Source organism: Exiguobacterium sp. S22-S28, assembly GCF_043359615.1.
GTDB lineage: Bacteria > Bacillota > Bacilli > Exiguobacteriales > Exiguobacteriaceae > Exiguobacterium_A.
This window is the reverse complement of the sequence record NZ_JBHFFC010000002.1, coordinates 14,683-36,681: the sequence shown is the minus strand read 5'-3', so window position 1 is coordinate 36,681 and position 21,999 is coordinate 14,683. Positions and strand designations below refer to the sequence as shown.

Genomic DNA, 21,999 nt, shown 5'->3' with positions numbered 1-21,999 from the left:
TGAATAAAAAGAATCACGTTGAATGAAGTTTACAGCAGAAATATTTCAAGTAAGCAAAAACAGCAAAATCGCTTCTTTTTTTAAAGCGATGTTGCTGTTTTATTTTATCCCTTTAAGATAGTAGCTGCTTTCTTTTCTGCTGTTTCTTCATCCGACCAGTCCATCTCAGATAGCATGCTGGCTTGAACTTTTTCAATCTGCTCGATTGTATAGCCGAGTTGCTCCAGGGCAATGACGGCGTAAGCAACTGCTTGATTGTTATTCATGGTTGTTCCTCCATTTGTTGGTGTGTTGTGATGCTTTCCTTCAATTGTATTATATCGTAGTATCTGTCTCAGACATTCTATTTGTAACTGTTACATCATTTGTTGCAGAAAGAATGTATAAAACCAGTAAAGAATAAAATAGATGACAAGGAATTTTAATAAAAAGAGTTTTTTCTTTTTTTTATTTTGAGGTTTTATTGAAGCATCGAAATCGACTATAGGGTATAAACTTTCTAATTCTTCTTCTAAAAATTGGTCTATCTGAGAAATCGTCATATAGATAATCACAAGGAGCAATACGAATAAATGAACTTCAGCCGCATATGCCTCTAAAAGCAAGCCCTCCAAAAGTAAGCCAATAAAACTAGAAACGAGTATGCTTGAGATGATTCGAATACGTATCTTCCATGACGGGTGAGAAAGATAATAATTTTGATTCGAAGTGGCTGCAATGACTCTTTGGATTTGTAATGATTTTTCATTCACCCAGTCACAGTCCTCACTCTTTACAAAATAGATATTGTTGTCTCTCGTATTGTTCGTATTGATATCAATGATGATGGATACACCGGGATTTTCGTTAGTAAGACTCAATAATACCGATTGTATCGGTCTATTCTGATTTATTACAGCTTGATCAAATCCACTATCAATCGTTCCATCTTTATATTGAATGTTGTAAGACAATTCAGTTTTTTCATGATTTAATTCTTTTTTTGTCGCAAGTAATAGATTCATCAAATGAATAATATCTCGATCATAAAAGATTTTATATTCAATTTTTCCACTTTTTTCAGTTTCCATTTGAGGTACTCCCTTCAAGTGACTAAAGGCTATTTTAAAGTATATCGCACTGTTAGAAGAGGAGGACAATTTTTGGTAGATAAATTTACCATATTTCAGACTATACGATTAAATAAAAGAGTCAGGTTTAAAATACCTAACTCTACACATTTCATGAGGATGTGATTTCTTTTATGCTCTTTCATCTTGTATGAAAGTCTTTCGATGGAATATGGAGTTGCCGACTTACGATTTGCCTTACCTTTTCCAAATCGCAATCTTCGGTCGAAATCATCTCGTCATACCACGCTTTCTCCAGTACCTGCTCTGTCTCTTTGCTGACGACCTCTGTCTTCAGGATATGATGTAACGGGCTACTGGCTTCCTCAAGACCCCGGAAGTGCTGACTGATGGGTTCTTCACCAGGAATGACCAACGTATAGGCAATCGTCTCATGTTCGTCGAAGTCGCGGTCGTTGGCTTTCGCGAACGGTTCGAAGAAGTCTGTCGTGCCATGGACGAGCATCATTGGATCATCGAACGTCGAGAGATCCTGCTGCGTGTCCTGCTTGGCGATATTCGTCAGGTAAGCTCCGACGTCTTCCGGTGTGTGTTGCATGATCCGCTCGAGTCGTTCGGCTAAGGGCATTCCCTGATCCGTGATGTGTGCCACGTTCTCGATATGTTCAATCATCTTGAGAGGTGATGCTTCTCGTTCAAGGACTTGCTCCTGCTCGATTGAACGATGAATCTCCCGGATGAAATGACCGGATGTCTGATGGACTTCGTGCAACAGGTCTTCTTTGTCACGTAGGTCTCTCCCTTGTGTCCAATTGGCGAGATACGATAACGAAAACTCATCCGTCGGAAAATCAAAATGAGCTGCAACCGTGTAGGCGACCATCTCCGCCTGGAACTCCTTCTCGTGCGGATTCAACTCGATTCCGCGCTCTTCGTTTCGTTCTGTGTTATGCAGATTCGCATGCGCGAGTTCATGGATCATGACGGTGACGTTCTCGATGTCCGAGTTCCGCGGATTCAGGGCAATCGCGTTCAGCTCCGGATAGAAGCACCCCTTCGCGGTCCCTAGTTCATGAATCGGCTGATCGAATAACGTCACGTCTTGTGTCTCAGCAATCCTGTTCAACGCACGACGAAACGATTCTGCTTCACGGATCGAACCGCTCCGATGATACGAAGCAAACAGCTCGGAGACTTTTAGACCTTTCTCCCGGGCATCGGTCTGCGTGTACTCGAAGACATGTCCGATTTTATAGTACATCGCTTTCCGCGTCGGAAGCGCACCTTCCTTCGCACGTTTTTGCTCCGTCTTCGTCGCGTCCTTCCATGCCACCCAATCCGTATCTCGTTTGATGAAGGTGACAGGGGAGGGCACAAAAATCTTGATACCTTTCTCTCCTTTTTGGACCTGGACGCCCTGCTTCTCCCAGTACGCATAGGAACCGACGGCACGCGCACCTTGGAACTGTTCCTCGATCAATAGCATGTTCCGAGTCGAGTAGCGATGGAACCGGCTCATGAAGTCGAGATGTTCCTTGATGCTCTCCTGACTGACGAAGTGAGAGGCGAGCTGCGTCTCCATCTTGTCGGTCAAGGCTTGTACTTCCTTCTGATAATCCTCACGTGTTTTCTTCTTATATCCCACGAGTCTCACGCTCCTTCCGACGAAACGGGCGAATCAGCAGCACCTTCGAAATCTTCCAGTTCTTGTAGGATAATCGGATCAGTGATGAGTTGCTCCAGCAGTAGATGACGACCATCACGTGACACAGGAAGCAACAAAGACGGCTCCTCCTGCAAGACTTCAAGTAACGCCTGTTCAGTCGACGAAATGGAAACCTTAGATGTTCCATTCTCATGGCGAACTTTTATATGGCTGGATTGAATCTCTAGCAGAAGGACTAGATTGAAATTTTGCATGATGTGTATCACCCTTTCAAAATGACTGAAAAGGACTCATGCATCATCGCATGAGTCCTTTCGAAAAACTTAATATTTGTCATTAGATGACATCTCCACCTACTTCACAGTGGAATTGGACGGGAATGATATGAGAGGTAGTGATGCCACCTTCTGTATACTTACCACCTACCGAAATATCATAGGTCGTCAGCGCATCGATTAAGTCCGTTGAATAACCTGTTTGTTTCCACGTCCCTTTAGAGGACGATTTTGAAGTCAATGAGAGGACGCCAGTGAATACTTGACGTTTTCCTCGAGTATCCGTCTCGAATTCACCTGTGATTGCAATGGAAGCACTTACAGCTTTTGCCTTGAATGACTTCGTTTTGGTTTTAGAGAAGGTAGCCATTTTATTTGAATCATTATTTTTTTCAGGGAACTCGTTATTGACACGCTTCAATGCTACTTTTTTAAATTGGACCGGTGAAACCCAATATTCTTTTTTGAACTGCTTTTTGGACGCAAGCTCTAAATCGGCATCAGGATACTTTTCATTCACTTGATTGATTGCCACTGCATACTGCTTATAGTAAACATTTTTTTGGTGCTGTGATGATTCTGTTGATTTCGCTCCTACATCATGGACCAGAGAAAAAGTAAGTGCAGAAGTAACGACTACTGCTAAAGCAGGTTTGATGAAATTCATAGAAAATCTCCTTTTAGAATAGAAATAGCAATGCATTGCTTAATTAAGTTAGCATTTGAAAATGACTATCCCAATAGGTTTAGTGTCTATTTTATTTATTTTAATCATCATCCTGTTTTGTATATTTAACCAACTTAATTTGATTTCAGTTATGACGTACTTACATATATAGAATTTGGTGCTGAATAAATAAAGAAATCAAGAGGATGCATGTTGCTTTCTAGTGGAAATCTTTTGTTTTACGGCTGTCTCTGCCGTCTCAAGAAACGAAGGGCGGTATTCTGTCGTAGGGATGATGTCCTCGATGCTCTCCGTCTGCATCAAGGCTTGTACCAGTTCGATCAATACTTGTGTCTGGAGGTCCGTCTGGTGGACGCTCTTCCGTAATGGAGAGAGACTTTTCGTGATCTGTTCCTCCCAGAACGATGTCAATTCTTGTTCAATCTGTTTTGAGACGGAACGACTGATATAGTTCAAATCCCATTGCTTCTTGATCATCTCCTGATAGTCACGGATGATGTGATCGATTGCCGGACCAATCCCGGACAGCCGTTCCCTCTCACGATACTCCTCTAAAAATTCTGCAGTCACGGCACTCAGCCGGATCCGGACTTGCTTTGTTTCCTCCATCTGTATTCTCCTTTCTATAATCATCAATTGTAAAAACGACTGCCAAAGAAACAGGACTCCGTTCGAATGGTATGATTAACATATAAATTAGTTAAGGCGAGGTACAAACATGTCAAAAATTCATTTTTACAAATCTGTTCAAGTGATTGATGCCTCCATTGAAGAGGTATACGATTACCTGACGAAGAATGAACATATTCTTAGCTGGAGCAATATGACTAAGGATCATATCTACGCAGAAGGAGAACCATTGCAATACTTATACGCTGGTCAGAAACTTCAAGTTATCCAAGAGCATCGTGGGAAAAGGTATTCTGCTGATGCTTGGGTCGAGAAAATCGAGGCACCGTCCTTCATTGATGTCAGAACTGCGAACGACATGGGAACGATGATTGGTCAATACCATTTGCAATCAAAACAGAATCGAACAGAGTTACAAATCGATTTCTTAGTGGAGACACCGAAGTGGGCTTATGCTATTCTTTACAAACTTTCTAAATCAAGATTGAACCGAATGTACAAGGAAGAATTCCGTCGTTTAATTGACTATTCAATCCAAATGAATCATCGTTGAACTACCTCCACCTACGCTTCGCTTAGAGGTGAAGGATTCCTGAGTGATCCGACCTAACGGTCGAAACCTGATCAGGCTAACCCCTTCGTCCCGACGGTTGAAGAAGCTAAGATACGTTCGGCTTCTTTTTTAAGATTCAGTCCTGCGTTCACATCCCGGTCGTGATGGATCCCGCAATTCGGGCATGTCCATTCACGCAAGCCTAGATGTTTCACGTCTTTGTGTTGATGTCCGCAACTGGAGCACAGTTGGCTCGAAGCAAAGGTCTTGCCGACCTTCACGACGATCTTCCCGTACCAGTCCGCCTTATATTCGAGCATACGGAAGAACTCCGACCAGCTGACTTCCGAGATGGCCTTGCTTAACTTGCGATTCTTCTGCATGTTCTTCACCTGCAAGGTCTCGATCCCGATGACGTCGTGGTTTTGGACGATCTCGGTCGATATCTTGTGCAGGAAGTCGGTGCGCTTGTTGGCGATCTTCTCGTGGATACGGGCGACCTTCCGCTTTTGCTTCTGATAATTCTTCGACTCGGAAAGCTTCACTTTCTTGTTCAATGCGATGAGCTGACGGCGGGAGAGCTTACGCTGTTCGCGCACCAGTTTCTTCTCAAGCGAACGGAAGTAACGGTCGTTCTTGTACACCGTGCCGTCCGACAGGATGGCGAAGTTCTTGAGTCCGACGTCGACGCCGACGGATGAACCGGTCTTCGGCCGTTCGTTGATCTCCTGCTCGACGAGCAGGGAGACGAAATATTTTCCTGAAGCGTTGCGTCGAATCGTGGCGTTCAAGATACGGCCTGTGATGTGTCTCGAATGGGCGAAACGAACCCATTTCAGCTTCGGAAGTTTGAGTTTATTGCTTACGATTGAAACTTCAGGAAGTTGGGACTTGCCCTGAATGTTCGTTTTATAAGATTGGACGGGATTGCGCTTGGACTTGAATCGAGGGCGTTCGTTCTGCTTCTTGAAGAAGCGGTCAAACGCATCAGCAAGATGTTTGACGCTGATCTGAACAGATGTACTATCGACTTCCTTCAACCAGTCGAACTCCTGCTTCAATATAGGAATTTCTTTGGAACAAGAACCGTAGGACAGTCCTTTTCCAGTGGTCTTGTACATTTCATCCCACTTCGCCAAGAAGTGGTTGAAGATGAAACGCGAACACCCGATCGTCTTCGCAATCAGAATTTCCTGCTCTTTTGTGGGGTAGATTCTGAATTTGTAGGCCTTGTGCTTCAACACCATTTTTCACCTCCTTCAAAGGGAATATACCCGACAGGCAGGCTGGCGATTCATCTCCCACTTTCACTTCGTTTAGAAGTGGGCGTATTCTCGCCTAATTTTTGATAAAAAATTGTTGTCCGTCATCCTTTTGTCGAAAGGGTGACTTTTTCTTTTACCGATCGTACTCCATTTCCCATTGAAGTCGTTCAAAGGCTTTTTGATTCTGCATATGCTCCCATTCATTATTCATGTGCCGTTCGATCCGATAAAGCGTCTCTTGCATGATTCGTTCACGTCGAAACGCCGACTGGATTCGTTGTTCGGGTGATGGGACAGAAGATGTTTTCGTAACCTTCTGAGGTGATGTTGAAGACTCACGCATCTCGGACAGGATGGCGTTTCCCATCTGCTTGTAGAGATCATGTTCCTTCGTCTTTCGATAAGAGGACGCTTGGGATGCCGATCCGTAACTCCTTTCGTAGAACGCGACCTCGGTATCGAGCCGTTGCTTGAACTCGGTGTGCTCTTTCTTGAAGTAGGTTGCAAGATACGTGTCGGTCAGTCGATTGAGTGAAGGACGTAATTCTTTCATGCCGCTCATGTTGTAGTACCACTGTCGCTTGTCATCCGGTAATTGTTTTTGGATTGTTTTGTACTGCCGAACGAGTTCCGGATGAAAGATTCGATTCGAAGCGGACGTCGTCGAACGATTTCGTTTGTGTGCCAGTGCTTCGTCACGGATGAAGGCATTCAGTTTCTCTTGTTCACGAGTCCGGTCGGCAAGCGTATGGACGACTTGTGCCTTCATCTTCTCAATCGTTTTCGGTTTTCGTTTACCGCGTTCGCGTGGATGACTTGTCTCAACTGTCGCGATATGGACATGGATGTTATCCGTGTTGTAATGGATGGCCGCGGTCCATGTCGCGTGCAACATCTGTTCCTTTTCGGTCATCAGCGCGGTCGCGTTTCGTGTCGCTTGCATCAAACGTTGTTCATCGATGTAGCGATTCTCTTTGACACCGACTTCCTGTAGCCATGTCTCGTCGAATGAAATCACGTCCTGCCACAGGATGCTACCGTTTTCCTGAGCTCGTCGAAAGACCTCGCGTAATTGCTCTCGTTCGGTCGCGTTCAATCGGTCTTGCGTCGCCGTGAACAGACCACTCGATTTCAGTTCATCCTCCATATAATCGTGGTAGTTCTCAAACTGTTGCGACCGTGCTTTCGTCTCCGGTCGATCGATGTAACGGAGGTACGTCGTATAGCGACGAGCACGTCGGGTTGCTTGAGGTAGTTTAAACTTCGACTTGATGATGACACCGGGAACCTTAGTCATCCTGCATCACCTCACGGAAGAATTTGGTCAATTGTTCGAGTTCTGTTGCGCTACGCTTCAGGTGCAGAGTATTTGCTTCGAGTTGTCGTTCGAGGCGTGCAACCTGTGTCGACTGGATGCCGTCCGCGCACCAGGTAGTCAGTAAACCTTTCAACAATTCTTGTCGGGAACACCTCTGTTTCTCTGCTCGTTCGTCGAGTTGTCTGACGAGGACGGGGTCGATATCGCGAATCAAGAGATTCATCTGTCTTCCTCCTTCCATCATGAAAGTAAGTCTCGGCTTTCTAAAAAAATGAAATGCTTTCCGAACAATTCAGCTGTTCCTCCTGTCATTACAAGTGAGAAAATTGATACCACTCAGACGAGGAATGGAGGGAACAACATGCAGTCGATCATCGAACAAAGTTACGCACTTGGAGAAGCCGTGAGCGTCTCCTTGATCGTCGAATTCCTGAAAAACATGTATTCTAGAACACGCACACGTGAATCTGATTCACCAAATATGAGGGACGTTCATTAATCGAATAAAGATCAGATGAGAGTGAATTAATAAAATTTTCCATTTGTTGAAACCTCGCTTTCCCGAATCATGTATAAGAATGAAAGGGGGAATTGAGGATGACGGTTTGGGCACTCGCTTTGTTCGGATTAGCATGTAGCTTCGGTTCGTTTTATGTCATGTTTAAAGTATTTGAGACGTTAAAAAAATAATCATGGAACGAATTCAACGAGCTGCGATGCTCGTTTTTTTATTCAATCAAACAGAAAAAATGAGTTGTCTCCAACCAAAAACTTAGAGACCATAGAAACAGAGATGGATCTAAAACTGTGAAAAAGAGCATAAGGGGAAACTGCTATCACGGAGCGTTCTAGCCTAGGCGGAGCCTAGTGTTTCCCTGATATCATCAAAATCGCGAAAAGGTCACACCCTGTGCCACTAAAAACGACATTCTGGCACGCTGTGTGCCACCTTACCATTTCAGTTCACGTGCCTTAATGCGCATCTGATCTTGTCGTTTTTCTTCTTGGCCGAGTTGTTTTTTCAGTTCGGTTTGTCGTAGAAGTGCTTCTTCTTTGTCCTGCTTCAGATTGAAGATTTCATCCTCGCGCTCGACTTGTTCATCGAGTGTCAGGTCGGGTAACGTAGCTTGTTTCGACTCGATGTCCTGTTCGATCTGTTGGATGAGAGAAGCTTGTTCTATCTGTTCACGTTTGATTTTTTCAATCTGTTTTTGACTTTGTGCGTGTTCGTCAGTGAGAAAAAGTTGCGCATAATCGTCCGCTTTTTGAAGAGGAAGTGACTTGATTGAGACACGACGCTGATCCATATAGAGTGATTCGACCAGCATATCTTCTCGCTTTACAGCATCCAGTTTCTCGAGCGACTGTTGTGGTTCAATCACATACAAACGGAGTGCTAGCTGATCAAAGTCGCGTGGTACATCTTCGATTTCGAAGACGTAGTGCTCGTCCTGGTGATAGACGACTCGGACGCGCTGCTCATCCGTCGGTCGTTCCTTGTAAGCGATGCGAGCAACAAGTTTTGTCGCATAGTCTTGTGGTTGGTCGAACAGCAGACGGACGCGCATCCGGGTCTGCTCTTCATCGTACGACCAGTCGAGGAGCGTGACGGTCTGTCCATTGGTCAATCGTTTTTCTTCACCGATTGGCGTCGCGTTGATTGGTTGTTCCTCGGCAAAGAAGAGGGAAGAGAAACCGAAAAAGAGAAAACCGATCAAGAAGAACATACTTGTTCCGAGATACAGGCGCGACCAGTCACGGGTCAACGTCTTACGTTTTTTTGTACTCATTTAGACACCTCCTGACGTCTTGAGGCTCTTCATCTGATTGACGATGTAGCGTCCGTCTTGATGTGTAAACGTCAGTTCAACCAACTCATCGGATGTCTCTTCATAGTCGTTTGAATCGATCGTCAACGTCCGTTCGAAGCGGACGAGGCAAAGCTCTGGGTCGTCCCAACTCGGAAAGACTTCGATGTCAGAGACAGCGGCAGTAAACTTACCATCGCTTCCGCTACTTGCGAACAAGGTCCGTTCGAGTTGTGATGACATGTAGAGATTAGCCTGCCGTTTGCGCGTCGGGTAGGTTCCATCCTCCCATGTGAAAGCGAATGTTATGAAGCGAGTCGCAGCATTAACAGATTCATCTTTCGAACGTCTCTCGGTTTCTGGATCCATGCTTTTTGATGTCTGTTTCGTATCACTAGGATTAGAGTGAAGATTCTGTTGTCGGGTTGATTCTTCCGTAATGCGTTCGTCCACAGCTTTCGACGTATTCGATGAAGAGACGAGGATGGAGACATTCGCCATGAGAGAAATCGAGAGTAACACACCGAATAGATACGTCAGGTGATGCCATTTCCAATCCATCGAAATTACTCCTTCCGTCAGTTACAAAAGAAAAAGCACGTGACGGATTTCGTCATGTGCTCGTTGGCTGTTATCTGGATGATTGATTAGATGATCTATCGAAGTTCGTAGAGGCGTCAATCGCAAAGGTCTCATATGCCATATTACTGAACGCTCGAAGATGGTGGAGATAGTCGTTCCCACCATAATTATAAAGTTTGTTGTACATCCTCACGATGACCAGACGACTTTCTGGGACTACGAGTAGGAGGGGTCCGGTGTTCCCTAGGATCTGATACGATCCTCGAGGGACACGGTCTCCGATTTCGCTGTTCGCCCTCGCTCCATCCTGCACATACCAGAACAGTCCATTGGCAGGTGAGATTCGTTCGTTGTATCCGGGATTTTGAACGGAAGTGGAGATTCGTATGACTTCCTCAGGAATGATCTGTATACCGTCGTGGCGTCCCATGTTCAGGTGGAGATTGCCCCATACCGCAAGTTCTCTAGCAGTAGTATGAAGATTGGACCCCATGCCGTCATCGTGAGGATACAGTTTGAAATCCCCATCCTCAGCAGGATCATCGATAACCTTGACTAGCGATTCTGATGCCTCAGTCGACCATTCCGTATGCGTCATCCCTAAGGGGACGAAGACTCTTTCCTTCAGCAAACGTGTGAAGTCATAGCCATAAAGATATCGCAAGAGTTCAATCATGATGCGGACATTGATGCCGCGATACGCCCATCCTTCGCCGACATCAAACTCACGGGAAATCGTTCCGTCAGCTCGTTCCATCAGACCATGTGAATGGGTGACGAGATGACGGATTGTCGTCCCACGGAAGGGTTCGATATCATAGGAGCGCAGGTACTTCTCGATCGGGTCATCGAGACTGTCTATCTTCCGTTCGTGCAAGGCGAAGCTGATTGCAAGTGCCAGGTAACTTTTTCGAGCAGAAGCAACGTTGAACATCGAATCCATGCCAATCGCCTTCGATGAATCATTAGAATGAAAACCTTCATAGTGTTCGTGTACGAGTTTGTCCTGTTGAATGACGACTACTGCTGCGGCACTGGCATGATTTCGTCGCTTGATGTCGCTGACATAGTCTACTAACTGACGATGGGTTGGTCGCAAATGTGTTTTCTCCTCTCAGAATCTCTATATCTATATTTGTTCTCCTTTCTCGTTATACTTCCTGTAGGCATTTTCACATCACCTTTGAACGAAACAAGGGAGCTGGGTCGATGTGCCCGGACCAGTCACTCGTCTTGAATTCGATGTGCAGATGATTGCCCGTCGAGCGTCCGGTCGAACCGCACATCCCGATCGCTTGTCCCGCCTCGATTTTCTGACCCGTCTTTACTTGGCGCGCGGAGAGGTGGGCGTAGGCGGTGATCCATTCTCCTTGTTTGATCTGGATGAGCTGCCCATAAGGTCCGCGTAAGCCGCTATACGTGACGGTACCGGAGCGGACGGCGTGGACGGTATCGGTATCGTGACAACTGAAGTCGATGCCCGTATGAACGTCCGTCTTTCCGAAAACGATTCGTGATCCGAATCCCGACGTCATCTGAAGCGGGATGTCGAGGGGCGCATGGAGTTTCCCTTTGATGGGTCCCGTCTTGCCTTCCGCCAGTACCGTCGGCGTCAGATACCGGAGGACGGCATCGACATATTCGATGTCACCGTAACAGGCTTGGTGCTCAATCGCGCTCGGACGATGGCACTGATAGATACCACTCTTCTTCTCGCGTTGATACATCATCTGTGAAAAAGAGATTGCGAGTTGCTTCGTGTAGCGTCCACCGTTCTCCTGTACATAATCGATGAAGCCTCCCCCGAAATTGTAACTCTGGAGCGTCAACTTGACGTCCTCGTTCGCTTGCCGGAAGACCGACGCAAAGTGTTTCACGCCGTAGCGGATGCTCTCATCCGGAGAAGTGATGCAACCAATCCGCCCACACTTCGATTCACTTGCTTGCATCGGATCGTTCCCGCGTCCGCCGCTCTCCTGCATCATCAAGGCGAGCACGATGTTCGTCTGTCCCTCGAGCCGTTCCTTTTTCAATTCGCGCGCGATGGCCCCCCGGTATTGCAGGACGTCATCACTGACTTGCAGGCTGGTATCCGAATAAGCGATCGGTGTCTCGGTCGCCTGATTGTTCTCGATTCCGATCAACGTATCGAGAATCCCTGCGACGATGATGATCAGGAGCAACAATAGTAGCGCGATTCCCAGTGCAATCAGACGATACTTCAAGGTCAGGAGTCGCCATTTCATCCGGACGGCGACGCGTGCCGATTGCCGGACCGTACTCCACATCAGGCACCACCTCCGAACAAGGTCAGCTCCTCCGGCGAGACATCGACATCGAAGATCAAGGTCTTCACACCGGAGATGCTAAGGACGATGCGTCCGGTCTCGAGCGAAGGGATCAACCGCGTCTCACTCTCGGTCAACTGTCCGTCGAAGACGGTCTGGATCGTCGGGATGCTCTCGGCATCCTGCTCGCCGATGAACTTATACTGCGTCAGCTGGAACAGTGTCTTGACGTTCTCGGCGTTCTCCGACTTCGAACCGGTCGGGACGAAGTCCGTGATCAAGTGCGAGGCGAAGAAGATGCCGCCGAAGTATTTCCGCGCTTCGCGCATGAACTGTTGTAGGTATAGAATCGCGGGTTGCGCGATGTCACGCGTGTTGATCAGATGATGCGCCTCATCGATGACGATCAGATACTTGAAGGCATCCTCGATCAACAGCTCACCCTGGTTGAAACTACGAAGTTGTCCGGCACCGTTGAGGATCATCCCATCCCAGAGCATGTTCATCAGGTTGAAGACCTGTGCCTGAAAAATCTCATCCTTCAGATTCGTCAGATTGCGTAAGGGGAACGAGACGATCGCTTCCTCATCGAACCGCTCGATCGAGGAATGTCCGTCAAAGATGTTGCCGTAGTTATGGACAAGGTTCGTGATGGCGAGCTCGATGTTCTCGAGCCGTCTGACACGGTTCGTGCTGATGGTCTCGCGAATCGATGTCCGTGCTGCATCGGCATATAACTCTGAACGAACGAGCGTCAAAAAATCGGAGAAAACGGGATAGGCGTTCGCTGGATGCGTCGTGATCGGGGCGTCACCGTCCTCATTCCAGAGTCCCTTCTCAAGATAGAGCTGACGGAGCAGAATCTCGAACTCGTTCGCTTCTTCCTGTGAGGCTGCCGGATTGATGTAGTGATAGAAGACAGCAATCTTCGACAGGTGTTGCATGAACGATAGTGCTTCGTCCGCAGAGCCGTCAGCGTGCGTCACGGTCTTATAGACATGGAGCGGATTGATCCGACCAGCGGAACCATCTAGTGCAATTTCTTTTCCGCCCAGTTGACGCACGAGGTCGGAAAATTCACCCGTCACATCCAAAATCCGGACGTGATTGCCTTTGATCGCTTGATCGAGGACCGTCTTCTTGAGTAATGTCGATTTCCCGGAGCCCATCTTCCCGATCATCAACGCGTTATAAAATTTCCGTTGTTTGTCTTTATGGAACAGATCGAAGATGACACTACCATTTGTATCCGTCGTCCCGTAGTAGGTCCCGGTCGGATCTTGCAGCGACGTGAAATGAAACGGATAACCACCCGCGATCGACAGTGATGGAATCTCTTTGCCCCGACGACGGTTCGGCAGTTTTTGCTGTTGCTCGTAGCTAAGGAACAGGCTCTGCCATTCCCATTCTTGTTCGTTCAGGAAGACGGTTGCGCGGAAATTCCGTGCCTCCAGTTCCTCCATCACGTCCTGTACCTGGCGTTCGATTTCTTCGAGTGTCTTCGCTTTGACGTAGAGTCGGAGATGCAGGTACTTCATCGTCTCGCCTTGTGTGATCTGTTCGTAGAGTTCGTTCAGTTCCTTATACGTCTCGCGCGCATCGATCCGGTCGACGTTATCTTTCGCGTTCTCGAAGCGGGTGTTCTGCTCGGCCATCGACTTGTTGATCGTCCGGATCATCTCTCGCTTGTCCGCCGTCCCGATGTCGAGCGTCGTCAGGACACCGGGCAGGTTGAGGATCGGCTCGAGCCAGAAGTCGTAGACGGTCGATTGATACTTATAGACATGGAGGCAGGCGAGATAACCGTCACCGGTCCGGACATAGTTCGGCTCGAAGCGGAGTCCGCCTTGCGGTTGGATGGCTTGGACGAACGTCGGATTGTAGCCGTCCTGTTGCTTGATCGTCTCGGGATCCTGTTTCCGTAAAAAACGTGTATGCCACATGACTCCATCACTCCTTTCCGTCCTGTGTCGGTTTCGTGTTCGGATTGTGCAACTGGAACAGGACATGGATTTTTTGTTCGAGCGTCAGTTCGACCATCGGGTTGCTGCGTCGGAGCAGTTTCGTCAGTTGATTCTTCCGCTCCCGTAGCATCGCTTCATCCGGGGCATAAAAAAAGAGGAGGTAATCGCGATTCGTGCGATGCTCCTCGAGGTAGATCAGTTCCTGTTTCTTCTTTTGGAGAAACGGACGATAGGCGGCAATCTGATTCTGCCGTAGTTGTCGCTCGATGCGTTGTTTCTGTTTCTCCAGATTGAGCGGCGTATTGAGTGGAATCACTTTCAACGGATGAATGTACGCCTGCAAGAGATAGGCGAGGGAGAAGATGTCATGGTCCTTCTCCGTCTCGGACAGTCCGTAAATATCCTTCGATGTCAGTTGAATGATGTCGCAATAGGTTCCGTCCTGCATCTCGAAAACATCGAGCGCTGTGGAGTCGATGATCGGCAAAATGGAGGCGACGGATGGTGGGATCCGGACGCGCTTTTCCTTCCGCGTTGGAGGTGTCGTCAATTGCATCTCATCGAGCCAGGTGATATCGTTCGTAGGACTTGTTTTCAATCGTGTATCTTCCGATAAACTCATCTGATCACGCTCCTTTCGAAGATTCATTCCAGTCGGCCAACGCGATATACGTGTCTTGCTTCTTGATCAGTGCGTAATAGAGCACGTGGACCATCCGCTTTTCTGGATTCGTCGTCGGTCGGATGACGAGGAAAAGTCCGAAACCGACCAGGAAGAACGTGAACGGAAGATGTAAGACGTCCGGAATGAACGGGAGGGCAATCAACCGGACGATGATCAAGGCGACGAGAAACAGTAAATCATAGAGGTAGAGCATCTTATTGATTTTCAGTTCGGTCGTGACTTCGTTCGGAATCCGGTATTGGCGCTGTTGCATATTCTCACTCCTTTTTCGGGTCTAGACGTGGAACATCGGTCGAGTACATCCGGGACGATTCCTGGGTCACGCGCGTCTGGGCTTGTTCGACATGCTTGAGTTCTTTTTGTGTCGTCGTCTCGAGTGTCTGATAGATTGATTTTCGATGACGCTGCGTTCCGGATGATGTCTCCTGCGACTCACTGGTTGACGGTGAGCTATTGGAAGAGCCAGACAAGGTGACGTTCGGAGACACATTCTCTGTTGTTTCCACAGAATGAGCGGGCGCACTAGTATTCGTTTTGTCGAATGCTGTCGAATCCACTGAAGAAGTAACAGGATTGCGATTTACTTCGGAAGCCTGTGGAGACTGTGTGACCTGATGAGATGTCATAGGCGTTTCAGGCGCTTCGAGATCAACAGGCAATGTAACCTGTTGTTCACTCGACGACACATTGGACATCTTCGATTGCGTAGCAGGTATTGTCGATTGCGAAGTGGATGGCACAGGTTTTGTTTGTGCGACAGAGTCTGGACGATGTGGAACGGATGCTGGTGATGCTGCTGCAGTCCCGCTCTTAAGCTCCGTATCGTACATTGCCTCGTCAGTCGACTCGACTCGCTGGTTTTCTTGCCCCACCGGGCGAGATGTCCGTTCTTGTTCTTGTGCTTGTGATGGAGTCGGAACACTTTCAGGCGAACGATCTGGACGACTCGCGGGTGTACCGCCATTCGGTGGCAATTTCGTACTTGCTGCTTCCGAGACAGAAGGAGTGGCAGGGCGTGATGCCATCTTCATCGTCTGACTTGCGACACGAGCGCCCACTTTCGCGGTACCTTTCCCGACGGCATACGCACCGAGTGCGACACCCCAACCGCGTTTCAGACCCGCATCAATTCCGAAGAGACGCTCGACCATGTTTGGTCCATCAATCAAGGCGGCCGAGAACGCGATTAGCGCAATCAAATAGGCGAGTCCGTCCAGTGTATCGGCCAGGTATGCCGTGCCGATCGTATAGAGTTTGATTGAAACGAAGATCAGAATGATGACGAGAAAGGTGTTCAAGATGCTTTGAATGACCTTCTTCGTCTTTTGTCCGCTGTGTAGATCAGCGGGCGCAACTAAAATCGCCAAGACATAGTTAAAGGCCAACTCGAACGAAAGTCGAGCTAGCTTGTAGGCAATCGAGAAGAGGGTGAAGCCCATTACCCCAAGCGTGACGAGAATCGTCAGCCAGTTCGGGTGATACCGATAGTAATATTGGTTGTTCCATTCAACGCCACTTTGATCTAATTCAATTTCAGTCATTTCTTTCCCATTCCAAGCTAGCTTATTTTGTGAAATGTCTTCACCTTCTTTACTCAATCGGTACTCATCGCTATCAAATACATCATTGATGTCTATATTCTTGATTTGACTTGCTGGAACGGAGTTCGGTTTTTTGATTTTCGTATCTTCGAAAGTGGTTTTATCATACTCGACTAAATCGTGTACATTTTTTTGAAGTACTGATTGCGATAAAGTATGATACTGATTTGCATACATGCCATCTTGATTGAAGCTTGTAATGGCAGTGTCCGTAAATTCACTTGTTTTTATCATCGTAGGAGATAATAAACCTAAAACTAACAGCGTGATGAACAGATTGATTAAAAAGCCTTCTCGATCAAATTTTTTCTGGAAAATCATCAAGTAACCGGTAAATAAAAAGCTGCCAGCTAAAATAACATATAAAAATGGTTGAATCGTCTGAACGAATTCAACCACTTGAGGATTATTAAAGAATGTTTTTAGGAGAAGAATATCGTTCGTAATCTGTTCAAGACCATCGATGATGAAGGAGAGACCTCTAACGAAAAGCCAACCGACAGAACGAAGTGCATCGCTTACCAAATCACTGATGCTCAATAAGTCTTGAAATTCTTCAAGTTTGGATGATACATCTCCATTAGCCATGATGGTCCTCCCTTCTCTATCTACTTTTAATTAATGAAAGAGGTTACTTCATCTTCGAGCGTTTTGCCACTTAAAGTAGTGAGATCGAGAGAACTCACTACTTTACCCTCCTGTAGCTTGTACAGACGACCACCTTTTAATTCTCCATGTTCATCTGTTGCACGATCTTCTAAATCTTTGCCGTTAGGCTGAAAAGGATTAAACAGGTTTACTTGCACTTCCTCTTTCTCAGCAACTTCTTTTACTTTATCTACGTAAGCCTCGAATTCTGCTTTGCTGTCGCTATCGACAAGTATGAACTCACTTTTATTACTGTCTTTCAACTGATTTATTTCTTTTACAGAGACTTGTTTTAAAGACTGTACTTCACTATTTTCACTACAACCGACTAAAAGTAACGCAGAGGAGATCAATAGTCCGGAGAGTACTCGTTTCATTTGCATGCCTCCACCCCTTTTCCTATGATGACAATTGTTCCGGACCTGTCAGGTCATCATTGCTGACATGGACTCGAAAATCAAATGTGTCTATAAGCGTAACAGTTTTTCGGTCGCCTGAGTCTGGGTCTTCTTCCTCAAATACGACTAAAAAGCCATCTTGGGTTTGGATATTCAATACTTCACCACGACGGAGGCGCTTCTTGTTCTCCTTGATGATGGTCGCGATGACCCGGAGTTCGCGCTGGACGCGTTCGGTGCGTGTCAGTTCTGTCATATGATATGATGCCCTCCTTAGACGCCATGACGAAGTTTCTCGAGTCGCTTGGTGATGATCGTCTTCAAAAAGTGACGCTGGTTGTCGGTCACGGGAATCGTTTTATCCGTGATTCCTTGCTCGAAAGCCGTGATGGATAAGGTGTCGTATTCCGTCGTCTCGAAGACCGAACGCAGGATTTTTGGCTGCAGGACATCACAGACACGCCATTCTGTTACGTCGGATGTCTCCGCCTCCGTCTCAGCGTTCCTTGATGCAACTGAGGTACCGAGATGGAAGGGGATGCGTAGCGTATTCAGGTCGAGATGCGCATGTGCGCAAGGAATCACGAGATCATTGATGGAGCGGTCCGTATCGAAGTCATCCGCCAGATATTCATAGCGGTATTTCATCGCCGTCCGTCCGGTCAGGAAGAGGGGATAGGACTGGATCCGTCTCTTTTGTTTATCCTGTCGCTTGATGACGCGGATGATCAACATCTCGCCTTCCTTCAAACCCATCACTTCCGTCGCCGTCAACAAGCGCCGGCCATCGACGCTCTCCGTCTTCGACTTCGAGAGCGAGAAGGTCTGTCCGGAACGGGACTTCGTGACGATCGTCTGTTCGCCGAGCTTCTTCGAGATCAGTTCCGCCGTCGACTCGTCCGCTGTCAGCAAATAATGTGTATTCCCACAGTTCCCGTCGATCGTCTTCCAATCGTCCCCGTAGAGATTCTCCAGCTGTGCATAGGACTGGATGACGAGATTGAAGCGGATGTTCCGACCGAGACAGACGGTGATGATGTTCGCCATCCCTTCGATCGCGGGCATGTTCCCGAACTCGTCGAGCAGGAAGATGACCTGTCGTTCACACCGTCCGCTCGTCGCTTGCGAGGCGACACGGGCGAGCGAGGTGTAGACTTGTTTGACATAGAGCGAGGCGATGACGTTCAGCGTCGGATCATAGTCCGGGACGATCAGGAAGACGGCGACCGGACGCGGGTGCTGGCGAATCTCCCGGATGTCAATCGGGGCATCGGTCGTCCCGTCGAAGATCCCATCCGCCTCGTCCTTCCAACCCGAGAGCGTCACGGTGTAGGTCTGTCCTTCACTTTCCACGGTGATGGTAGATCCGACATCGAGTGTTTCTTCGTGATGTAGTACGAAACTGCCATCGTCGTCCGTCGTCAAGGCGAGCTGTTTCCCACTCGGAAAACAGAACGTCAATCGTGACAAGGGGAGGGCACGTCCGCGGATCCAACGGTTGAAGCCGATCAGCTTCATGTCGAGTGAGTTCTGTGCCGTCAATCGTGCCGTCGCATCGAGCGTGAAGATGCCGAGCTTGGCGTTCGTGTTCGCGAGGATGCTGGCACGCGTCTGACCACCTGAGAAGTGGAGCGTCGCGTACTGCATGCGCGCCGGATGATTCTCCGGGAATGCGGCGAAGAAGGCGTCGAGTGCGGATTGTTCCTGTCCCATGTCGTCGGTGACCGTCCGAGAGCCCAGGTCGGACAGCATCAAGGCGACGTTATACATCGTGATCTTCTCCGGTTCGAGTCTCGCCTGCTCGCAGAGCCCGAGGATCAAGGCGGTACATAGGTCCGTCGAGGAATTGCTCCAGAACGGATCCTTCGCCTTCGGGTCATGGTAGAGCATGTAGGCGACCGAACGTGCATACTGTTGGGCGAGGGAATAGTTCTCGTCCAGATAAGCGTCGATCGTCAGCTGCAACAGGTTATAGGACATCGATTGGGACGGGTTCATCAGGTTCAGGACCTCGACCTGATATCCGCGTGCCTCGAGGGTCTCCTTCGAGGAGGCGAACAGCTCACCCTTCGGATCATTGATGATGAGACTGGCCTGTCGTTCAGCACGACTGTAGAGATCGATCGTCGAGAAGACGAAAGTCTCACCCTTCCCGGACCGGGTCGTCCCGATGACGAGATTGTTGACGGCACTGTCATCGATGTAGAGCCGATCGCGATACCGACCGACCGGGACACCACCGGAACCGGTGTACGTCTCCTTCCGATCCGGCACGTCCCGATACTGTTGCTTCAGCTCCTGGAACGTCGTGAAGCGGGCGCTCCCTTTCTGGGATGCCTTGAGATCCCGGAAGTTGAGCCAATACTTCAATAGAAGAACACCACCCATGACGAAGCAAACGCCGAACACGGATAGCGCGATGACGGGTGACCAGGCGAGCGTCGTCCACCAACTCGTCTCGAACTCGAGTGGGGGAGCGGTCGCCAGCTTACCGTCCTGGAAGAGGTTTTGGATCGTCTGTCGCAGGAATTGGAACGCGGCATTGAGCGATACGAACAATAGGGCCGGTAGGACGATCAAGAAGGTGAGGCATCGCCACGCCCAAGCGGATGTAGCAAGGGAACGCATCGAGAAGTTAGTCATTATTTCAGTCACCACACTTTCTTCAAAGAAGTGAAGACGCCTGTCTTTGCTTTGCTTCGAGCGACTCATCGAGCTTCTCGAGCTCTTTTTTATCTTTCTTCTCCGATAACTGTCGTTTTTGGTCTTCTAGCGCTTGAATCTCTTCATCTAATCGGACGAGTGCTGCGACTTGCTCCTTCAGTCGCCCGTCTCGGACCGTCTTGACGCTCTCCTGTGCCTTCGCGACATCTTTCAACGCGAGATAGGCACGTGTCTTCGCCTCCTTGCGCGCGGTCGTCATCTCGACGTCCGGGAGTGAGACGGCACGTTCGTAGTCTTTCTTTAGCATGGCGAGATCGAAGGCGCCTTCGTCCGTCGGATGGGCCGCCTGGAAGGCTTGCAACGTCTCCTGACGATCCGTGGCGAATCGTTTCGACTGCATGATGATCGTCTCGACATCGATCGGATCGTTCGTCACGGCGACGGCCTGGTCGTAGTCTTCTCTTTCGACGTACTGCGTGATCAGGAACTGTTGTTGTTCGTCGTTCAGGGACTTTTCCTTCTCGAGACGCCGGACGAGTGGATCCGTCTCCCCGTCCAATGCCTCTTCATAGAGGGACTGCCAGTCACCTGCCGTTGCCGCACGGACACCACGCGGTGGGTCCGGCTGCATCAGTTGGACGACGGACAGCGCGCCGAGCAGCAAAAGGCTCACGCCACTGACCCCATAGACGAGACGCCGTTGCCCGCGACGTAAACGGGAGACATGTGTCGTGTCGGCATGCTGCCGAATGGGCGCGGCGATCATCGTCTTATAGGATTCTGGTGTCAGGCGCTCGAGGTTCTCGAGCAACAGGATCTTCTTCGTCGCATCCTCCTTCCGGATCCGGATGCGCGGGATCCGTTCCTTAAGCTGCTGATAGAGATTCGGATAGGTCGTGTCGCCGAACTGGAACGTCCCTTTATAGACGAGCTGATCCACATCATCGAAAATCCGGAACTCGCTCGCGAACCGTTCGTCCGCTTGCCGGGCTTCCTGATGGACTTGCGTCGATAATAAAAGCGCCTCCTCGTATGGGAGACGCTCATAGTTCGGTAAGGCTTCTTTCGGTACGTCGGTGAAACGGACGAATAGCATACATTCTCCTCCTTTGAAGCAAGACGCCTTAATGAAGACAATAAAAAAAGCCATCCGGTTCGGAATGACGTTCTAAGCGATCGTATATAGAAAAATCAAAATTTGATGTTGTCATTGACCATCTCGGCGAGTGCGAAGGCCCCCATGACGATGATCAGTCCTCCAGCACCTCCGATGAGCCAATTCACTGTCTTCTGACGACCTCGTTCACCTCCTAGTGTGAAGTAAAAACCAGCAACTGTGAAAGCGAATGCTGTTGCAGTTATGCTGAATCCTTGAAAGAACTGGATCAAACTAATCCCTGTCTCGTTTATACCCATTTCGATTCCTCCTCTTAATCCCGTGACGTGATAGCGGACGAAGTGACGTTCAGTTTCGAGTCGAGTGCTTCTAAGATCAGTTCCTGGTTCTCCTGGATGACGAGCTGATGCTGGGCGTCGAGCCACTCCTCGTAGTCTTTCCCTTGGATCCGGAGCAACTTCTCGGCAAAGGTCTTGTTCTGCTTCTGTTCACGTGTCGGCATGGCGTACACTCCTTCCTTGAGGTCGATGCGCAGCAGCACATCCTTAAGGACAGTCGGAGTCGAGCAAGGCGGTGGGGTTGGAGCACGTTCCCCCACGAACTCTGATATCCGATACCGGATATCTGTCTAGGGTTTTTCGATGACCCTCAACGAATAGGTGACCTGTGGGCGAGTTTTAGGTGAATCTCACCAAACCATTTCTGCGTATATCCCGCCCATCCGGTCACAGATGAGGGACACGCCGGTATGTGATTGGAGGGACTGTCCTTAGCGATAT

The 21,999-nt window shown here is 48.5% G+C and carries 25 protein-coding genes; 2 read left to right on the top strand and 23 right to left on the bottom strand.

The genetic code is table 11. The features are described from left to right. Positions 1–104: 104 nt before the first annotated feature. The 6 genes from ACHA8N_RS00550 to ACHA8N_RS00525 form a co-directional block, all read right to left on the bottom strand. A complete protein-coding gene (locus ACHA8N_RS00550; protein WP_393964419.1) occupies positions 105–266 on the bottom strand; it encodes a hypothetical protein in 162 nt (53 codons plus the stop codon). Positions 267–356: 90 nt separating this feature from the next. Continuing rightward, positions 357–1,070 carry a hypothetical protein gene (locus tag ACHA8N_RS00545; protein ID WP_393964418.1) on the bottom strand — a complete coding sequence of 238 codons (714 nt, stop codon included), beginning with the start codon at positions 1,068–1,070 and terminating at the stop codon, positions 357–359. 181 nt (positions 1,071–1,251) lie between these two features. After that, positions 1,252–2,715 (bottom strand): ArdC-like ssDNA-binding domain-containing protein, encoded by a 1,464-nt coding sequence (locus ACHA8N_RS00540; RefSeq protein ID WP_393964417.1) that lies wholly within the window; start codon positions 2,713–2,715, stop codon positions 1,252–1,254. Positions 2,716–2,720: 5 nt separating this feature from the next. Further along, entirely contained in the window at positions 2,721–2,990 is a 270-nt protein-coding gene (locus ACHA8N_RS00535) for a hypothetical protein (protein WP_393964416.1), read from the bottom strand. Positions 2,991–3,072: 82 nt separating this feature from the next. Then, positions 3,073–3,678, bottom strand: coding sequence for a hypothetical protein (locus ACHA8N_RS00530; protein WP_393964415.1), 606 nt, complete (start codon positions 3,676–3,678; stop codon positions 3,073–3,075). A 198-nt stretch (positions 3,679–3,876) separates the two neighbouring features. Continuing rightward, a complete protein-coding gene (locus ACHA8N_RS00525; protein ID WP_393964414.1) occupies positions 3,877–4,308 on the bottom strand; it encodes a hypothetical protein in 432 nt (143 codons plus the stop codon). Between the two features lie 109 nt (positions 4,309–4,417). Between ACHA8N_RS00525 and ACHA8N_RS00520 the strand changes: the two genes are divergently transcribed. Next, a complete protein-coding gene (locus tag ACHA8N_RS00520) occupies positions 4,418–4,882 on the top strand; it encodes an SRPBCC family protein (protein ID WP_393964413.1) in 465 nt (154 codons plus the stop codon). A 71-nt stretch (positions 4,883–4,953) separates the two neighbouring features. Here ACHA8N_RS00520 and tnpB read toward each other — a convergent pair whose 3' ends face one another. From tnpB to ACHA8N_RS00505, 3 genes are all read right to left on the bottom strand, one after another. Beyond that, complete coding sequence (gene tnpB / locus ACHA8N_RS00515) at positions 4,954–6,126, bottom strand: IS200/IS605 family element RNA-guided endonuclease TnpB (protein WP_393964433.1); 1,173 nt, start codon at positions 6,124–6,126, stop codon at positions 4,954–4,956. Between the two features lie 154 nt (positions 6,127–6,280). After that, complete coding sequence (mobP2, locus tag ACHA8N_RS00510) at positions 6,281–7,444, bottom strand: MobP2 family relaxase (protein ID WP_393964412.1); 1,164 nt, start codon at positions 7,442–7,444, stop codon at positions 6,281–6,283. Continuing rightward, entirely contained in the window at positions 7,437–7,688 is a 252-nt protein-coding gene (locus ACHA8N_RS00505; protein ID WP_393964411.1) for a hypothetical protein, read from the bottom strand. Before ACHA8N_RS00505 ends, mobP2 begins: the two co-directional genes overlap by 8 nt. A gap of 138 nt (positions 7,689–7,826) precedes the next feature. Between ACHA8N_RS00505 and ACHA8N_RS00500 the strand changes: the two genes are divergently transcribed. Next, positions 7,827–7,964 (top strand): hypothetical protein, encoded by a 138-nt coding sequence (locus tag ACHA8N_RS00500; RefSeq protein ID WP_393964410.1) that lies wholly within the window; start codon positions 7,827–7,829, stop codon positions 7,962–7,964. 451 nt (positions 7,965–8,415) lie between these two features. Here ACHA8N_RS00500 and ACHA8N_RS00495 read toward each other — a convergent pair whose 3' ends face one another. The 14 genes from ACHA8N_RS00495 to ACHA8N_RS00430 all read right to left on the bottom strand — a co-directional run bounded on the left by ACHA8N_RS00495 (position 8,416) and on the right by ACHA8N_RS00430 (position 21,722). After that, positions 8,416–9,255 (bottom strand): hypothetical protein, encoded by an 840-nt coding sequence (locus tag ACHA8N_RS00495; protein ID WP_393964409.1) that lies wholly within the window; start codon positions 9,253–9,255, stop codon positions 8,416–8,418. Next, positions 9,256–9,834, bottom strand: coding sequence for a hypothetical protein (locus ACHA8N_RS00490; protein WP_393964408.1), 579 nt, complete (start codon positions 9,832–9,834; stop codon positions 9,256–9,258). Between the two features lie 70 nt (positions 9,835–9,904). Further along, positions 9,905–10,954 (bottom strand): serine hydrolase domain-containing protein, encoded by a 1,050-nt coding sequence (locus ACHA8N_RS00485; protein ID WP_393964407.1) that lies wholly within the window; start codon positions 10,952–10,954, stop codon positions 9,905–9,907. Between the two features lie 73 nt (positions 10,955–11,027). Beyond that, entirely contained in the window at positions 11,028–12,143 is a 1,116-nt protein-coding gene (locus ACHA8N_RS00480) for a lysozyme family protein (RefSeq protein ID WP_393964406.1), read from the bottom strand. Next, entirely contained in the window at positions 12,143–14,086 is a 1,944-nt protein-coding gene (locus ACHA8N_RS00475; protein ID WP_393964405.1) for a VirB4 family type IV secretion system protein, read from the bottom strand. Before ACHA8N_RS00475 ends, ACHA8N_RS00480 begins: the two co-directional genes overlap by 1 nt. Before the next feature lie 7 nt (positions 14,087–14,093). Beyond that, complete coding sequence (locus ACHA8N_RS00470) at positions 14,094–14,729, bottom strand: hypothetical protein (RefSeq protein ID WP_393964404.1); 636 nt, start codon at positions 14,727–14,729, stop codon at positions 14,094–14,096. A 4-nt stretch (positions 14,730–14,733) separates the two neighbouring features. Then, positions 14,734–15,045 (bottom strand): DUF5592 family protein, encoded by a 312-nt coding sequence (locus tag ACHA8N_RS00465; RefSeq protein ID WP_393964403.1) that lies wholly within the window; start codon positions 15,043–15,045, stop codon positions 14,734–14,736. Between the two features lie 4 nt (positions 15,046–15,049). Next, positions 15,050–16,981: a pLS20_p028 family conjugation system transmembrane protein gene (locus ACHA8N_RS00460; RefSeq protein ID WP_393964402.1), complete on the bottom strand. Its 1,932-nt coding sequence runs from the start codon at positions 16,979–16,981 to the stop codon at positions 15,050–15,052. 26 nt (positions 16,982–17,007) lie between these two features. After that, on the bottom strand, positions 17,008–17,418 hold the full coding sequence (locus ACHA8N_RS00455; protein ID WP_393964401.1) for a SadB/YajI family lipoprotein: 411 nt from the start codon (positions 17,416–17,418) through the stop codon (positions 17,008–17,010). A gap of 22 nt (positions 17,419–17,440) precedes the next feature. Beyond that, positions 17,441–17,695 (bottom strand): hypothetical protein, encoded by a 255-nt coding sequence (locus ACHA8N_RS00450; protein WP_393964400.1) that lies wholly within the window; start codon positions 17,693–17,695, stop codon positions 17,441–17,443. Between the two features lie 17 nt (positions 17,696–17,712). After that, positions 17,713–20,082 carry a VirD4-like conjugal transfer protein, CD1115 family gene (locus ACHA8N_RS00445; RefSeq protein WP_393964399.1) on the bottom strand — a complete coding sequence of 790 codons (2,370 nt, stop codon included), beginning with the start codon at positions 20,080–20,082 and terminating at the stop codon, positions 17,713–17,715. A 22-nt stretch (positions 20,083–20,104) separates the two neighbouring features. Then, on the bottom strand, positions 20,105–21,199 hold the full coding sequence (locus tag ACHA8N_RS00440) for a hypothetical protein (RefSeq protein ID WP_393964398.1): 1,095 nt from the start codon (positions 21,197–21,199) through the stop codon (positions 20,105–20,107). Between the two features lie 95 nt (positions 21,200–21,294). Then, positions 21,295–21,519: a hypothetical protein gene (locus ACHA8N_RS00435; RefSeq protein ID WP_393964397.1), complete on the bottom strand. Its 225-nt coding sequence runs from the start codon at positions 21,517–21,519 to the stop codon at positions 21,295–21,297. Between the two features lie 14 nt (positions 21,520–21,533). Further along, positions 21,534–21,722, bottom strand: coding sequence for a hypothetical protein (locus ACHA8N_RS00430; RefSeq protein ID WP_393964396.1), 189 nt, complete (start codon positions 21,720–21,722; stop codon positions 21,534–21,536). Between the last annotated feature and the right edge of the window lie 277 nt (positions 21,723–21,999).

Bases quoted from the DNA above. Each gene is read 5' to 3' on its own strand.
- mobP2 (WP_393964412.1), bottom strand. From the start codon at position 7,444: ATGACTAAGGTTCCCGGTGTCATCATCAAGTCGAAGTTTAAACTACCT.
- ACHA8N_RS00435 (WP_393964397.1), bottom strand. From the start codon at position 21,519: ATGGGTATAAACGAGACAGGGATTAGTTTGATCCAGTTCTTTCAAGGA.
- ACHA8N_RS00550 (WP_393964419.1), bottom strand. From the start codon at position 266: ATGAATAACAATCAAGCAGTTGCTTACGCCGTCATTGCCCTGGAGCAA.
- ACHA8N_RS00520 (WP_393964413.1), top strand. From the start codon at position 4,418: ATGTCAAAAATTCATTTTTACAAATCTGTTCAAGTGATTGATGCCTCC.
- ACHA8N_RS00530 (WP_393964415.1), bottom strand. From the start codon at position 3,678: ATGAATTTCATCAAACCTGCTTTAGCAGTAGTCGTTACTTCTGCACTT.
- ACHA8N_RS00500 (WP_393964410.1), top strand. From the start codon at position 7,827: ATGCAGTCGATCATCGAACAAAGTTACGCACTTGGAGAAGCCGTGAGC.
- ACHA8N_RS00450 (WP_393964400.1), bottom strand. From the start codon at position 17,695: ATGACAGAACTGACACGCACCGAACGCGTCCAGCGCGAACTCCGGGTC.
- ACHA8N_RS00430 (WP_393964396.1), bottom strand. From the start codon at position 21,722: ATGCCGACACGTGAACAGAAGCAGAACAAGACCTTTGCCGAGAAGTTG.
- ACHA8N_RS00480 (WP_393964406.1), bottom strand. From the start codon at position 12,143: ATGTGGAGTACGGTCCGGCAATCGGCACGCGTCGCCGTCCGGATGAAA.
- ACHA8N_RS00455 (WP_393964401.1), bottom strand. From the start codon at position 17,418: ATGAAACGAGTACTCTCCGGACTATTGATCTCCTCTGCGTTACTTTTA.
- ACHA8N_RS00545 (WP_393964418.1), bottom strand. From the start codon at position 1,070: ATGGAAACTGAAAAAAGTGGAAAAATTGAATATAAAATCTTTTATGAT.
- ACHA8N_RS00535 (WP_393964416.1), bottom strand. From the start codon at position 2,990: ATGCAAAATTTCAATCTAGTCCTTCTGCTAGAGATTCAATCCAGCCAT.
- ACHA8N_RS00495 (WP_393964409.1), bottom strand. From the start codon at position 9,255: ATGAGTACAAAAAAACGTAAGACGTTGACCCGTGACTGGTCGCGCCTG.
- ACHA8N_RS00525 (WP_393964414.1), bottom strand. From the start codon at position 4,308: ATGGAGGAAACAAAGCAAGTCCGGATCCGGCTGAGTGCCGTGACTGCA.
- ACHA8N_RS00470 (WP_393964404.1), bottom strand. From the start codon at position 14,729: ATGAGTTTATCGGAAGATACACGATTGAAAACAAGTCCTACGAACGAT.
- ACHA8N_RS00445 (WP_393964399.1), bottom strand. From the start codon at position 20,082: ATGACTAACTTCTCGATGCGTTCCCTTGCTACATCCGCTTGGGCGTGG.
- ACHA8N_RS00465 (WP_393964403.1), bottom strand. From the start codon at position 15,045: ATGCAACAGCGCCAATACCGGATTCCGAACGAAGTCACGACCGAACTG.
- ACHA8N_RS00460 (WP_393964402.1), bottom strand. From the start codon at position 16,981: ATGGCTAATGGAGATGTATCATCCAAACTTGAAGAATTTCAAGACTTA.
- ACHA8N_RS00505 (WP_393964411.1), bottom strand. From the start codon at position 7,688: ATGAATCTCTTGATTCGCGATATCGACCCCGTCCTCGTCAGACAACTC.
- ACHA8N_RS00475 (WP_393964405.1), bottom strand. From the start codon at position 14,086: ATGTGGCATACACGTTTTTTACGGAAACAGGATCCCGAGACGATCAAG.
- ACHA8N_RS00490 (WP_393964408.1), bottom strand. From the start codon at position 9,834: ATGGATTGGAAATGGCATCACCTGACGTATCTATTCGGTGTGTTACTC.
- ACHA8N_RS00440 (WP_393964398.1), bottom strand. From the start codon at position 21,199: ATGCTATTCGTCCGTTTCACCGACGTACCGAAAGAAGCCTTACCGAAC.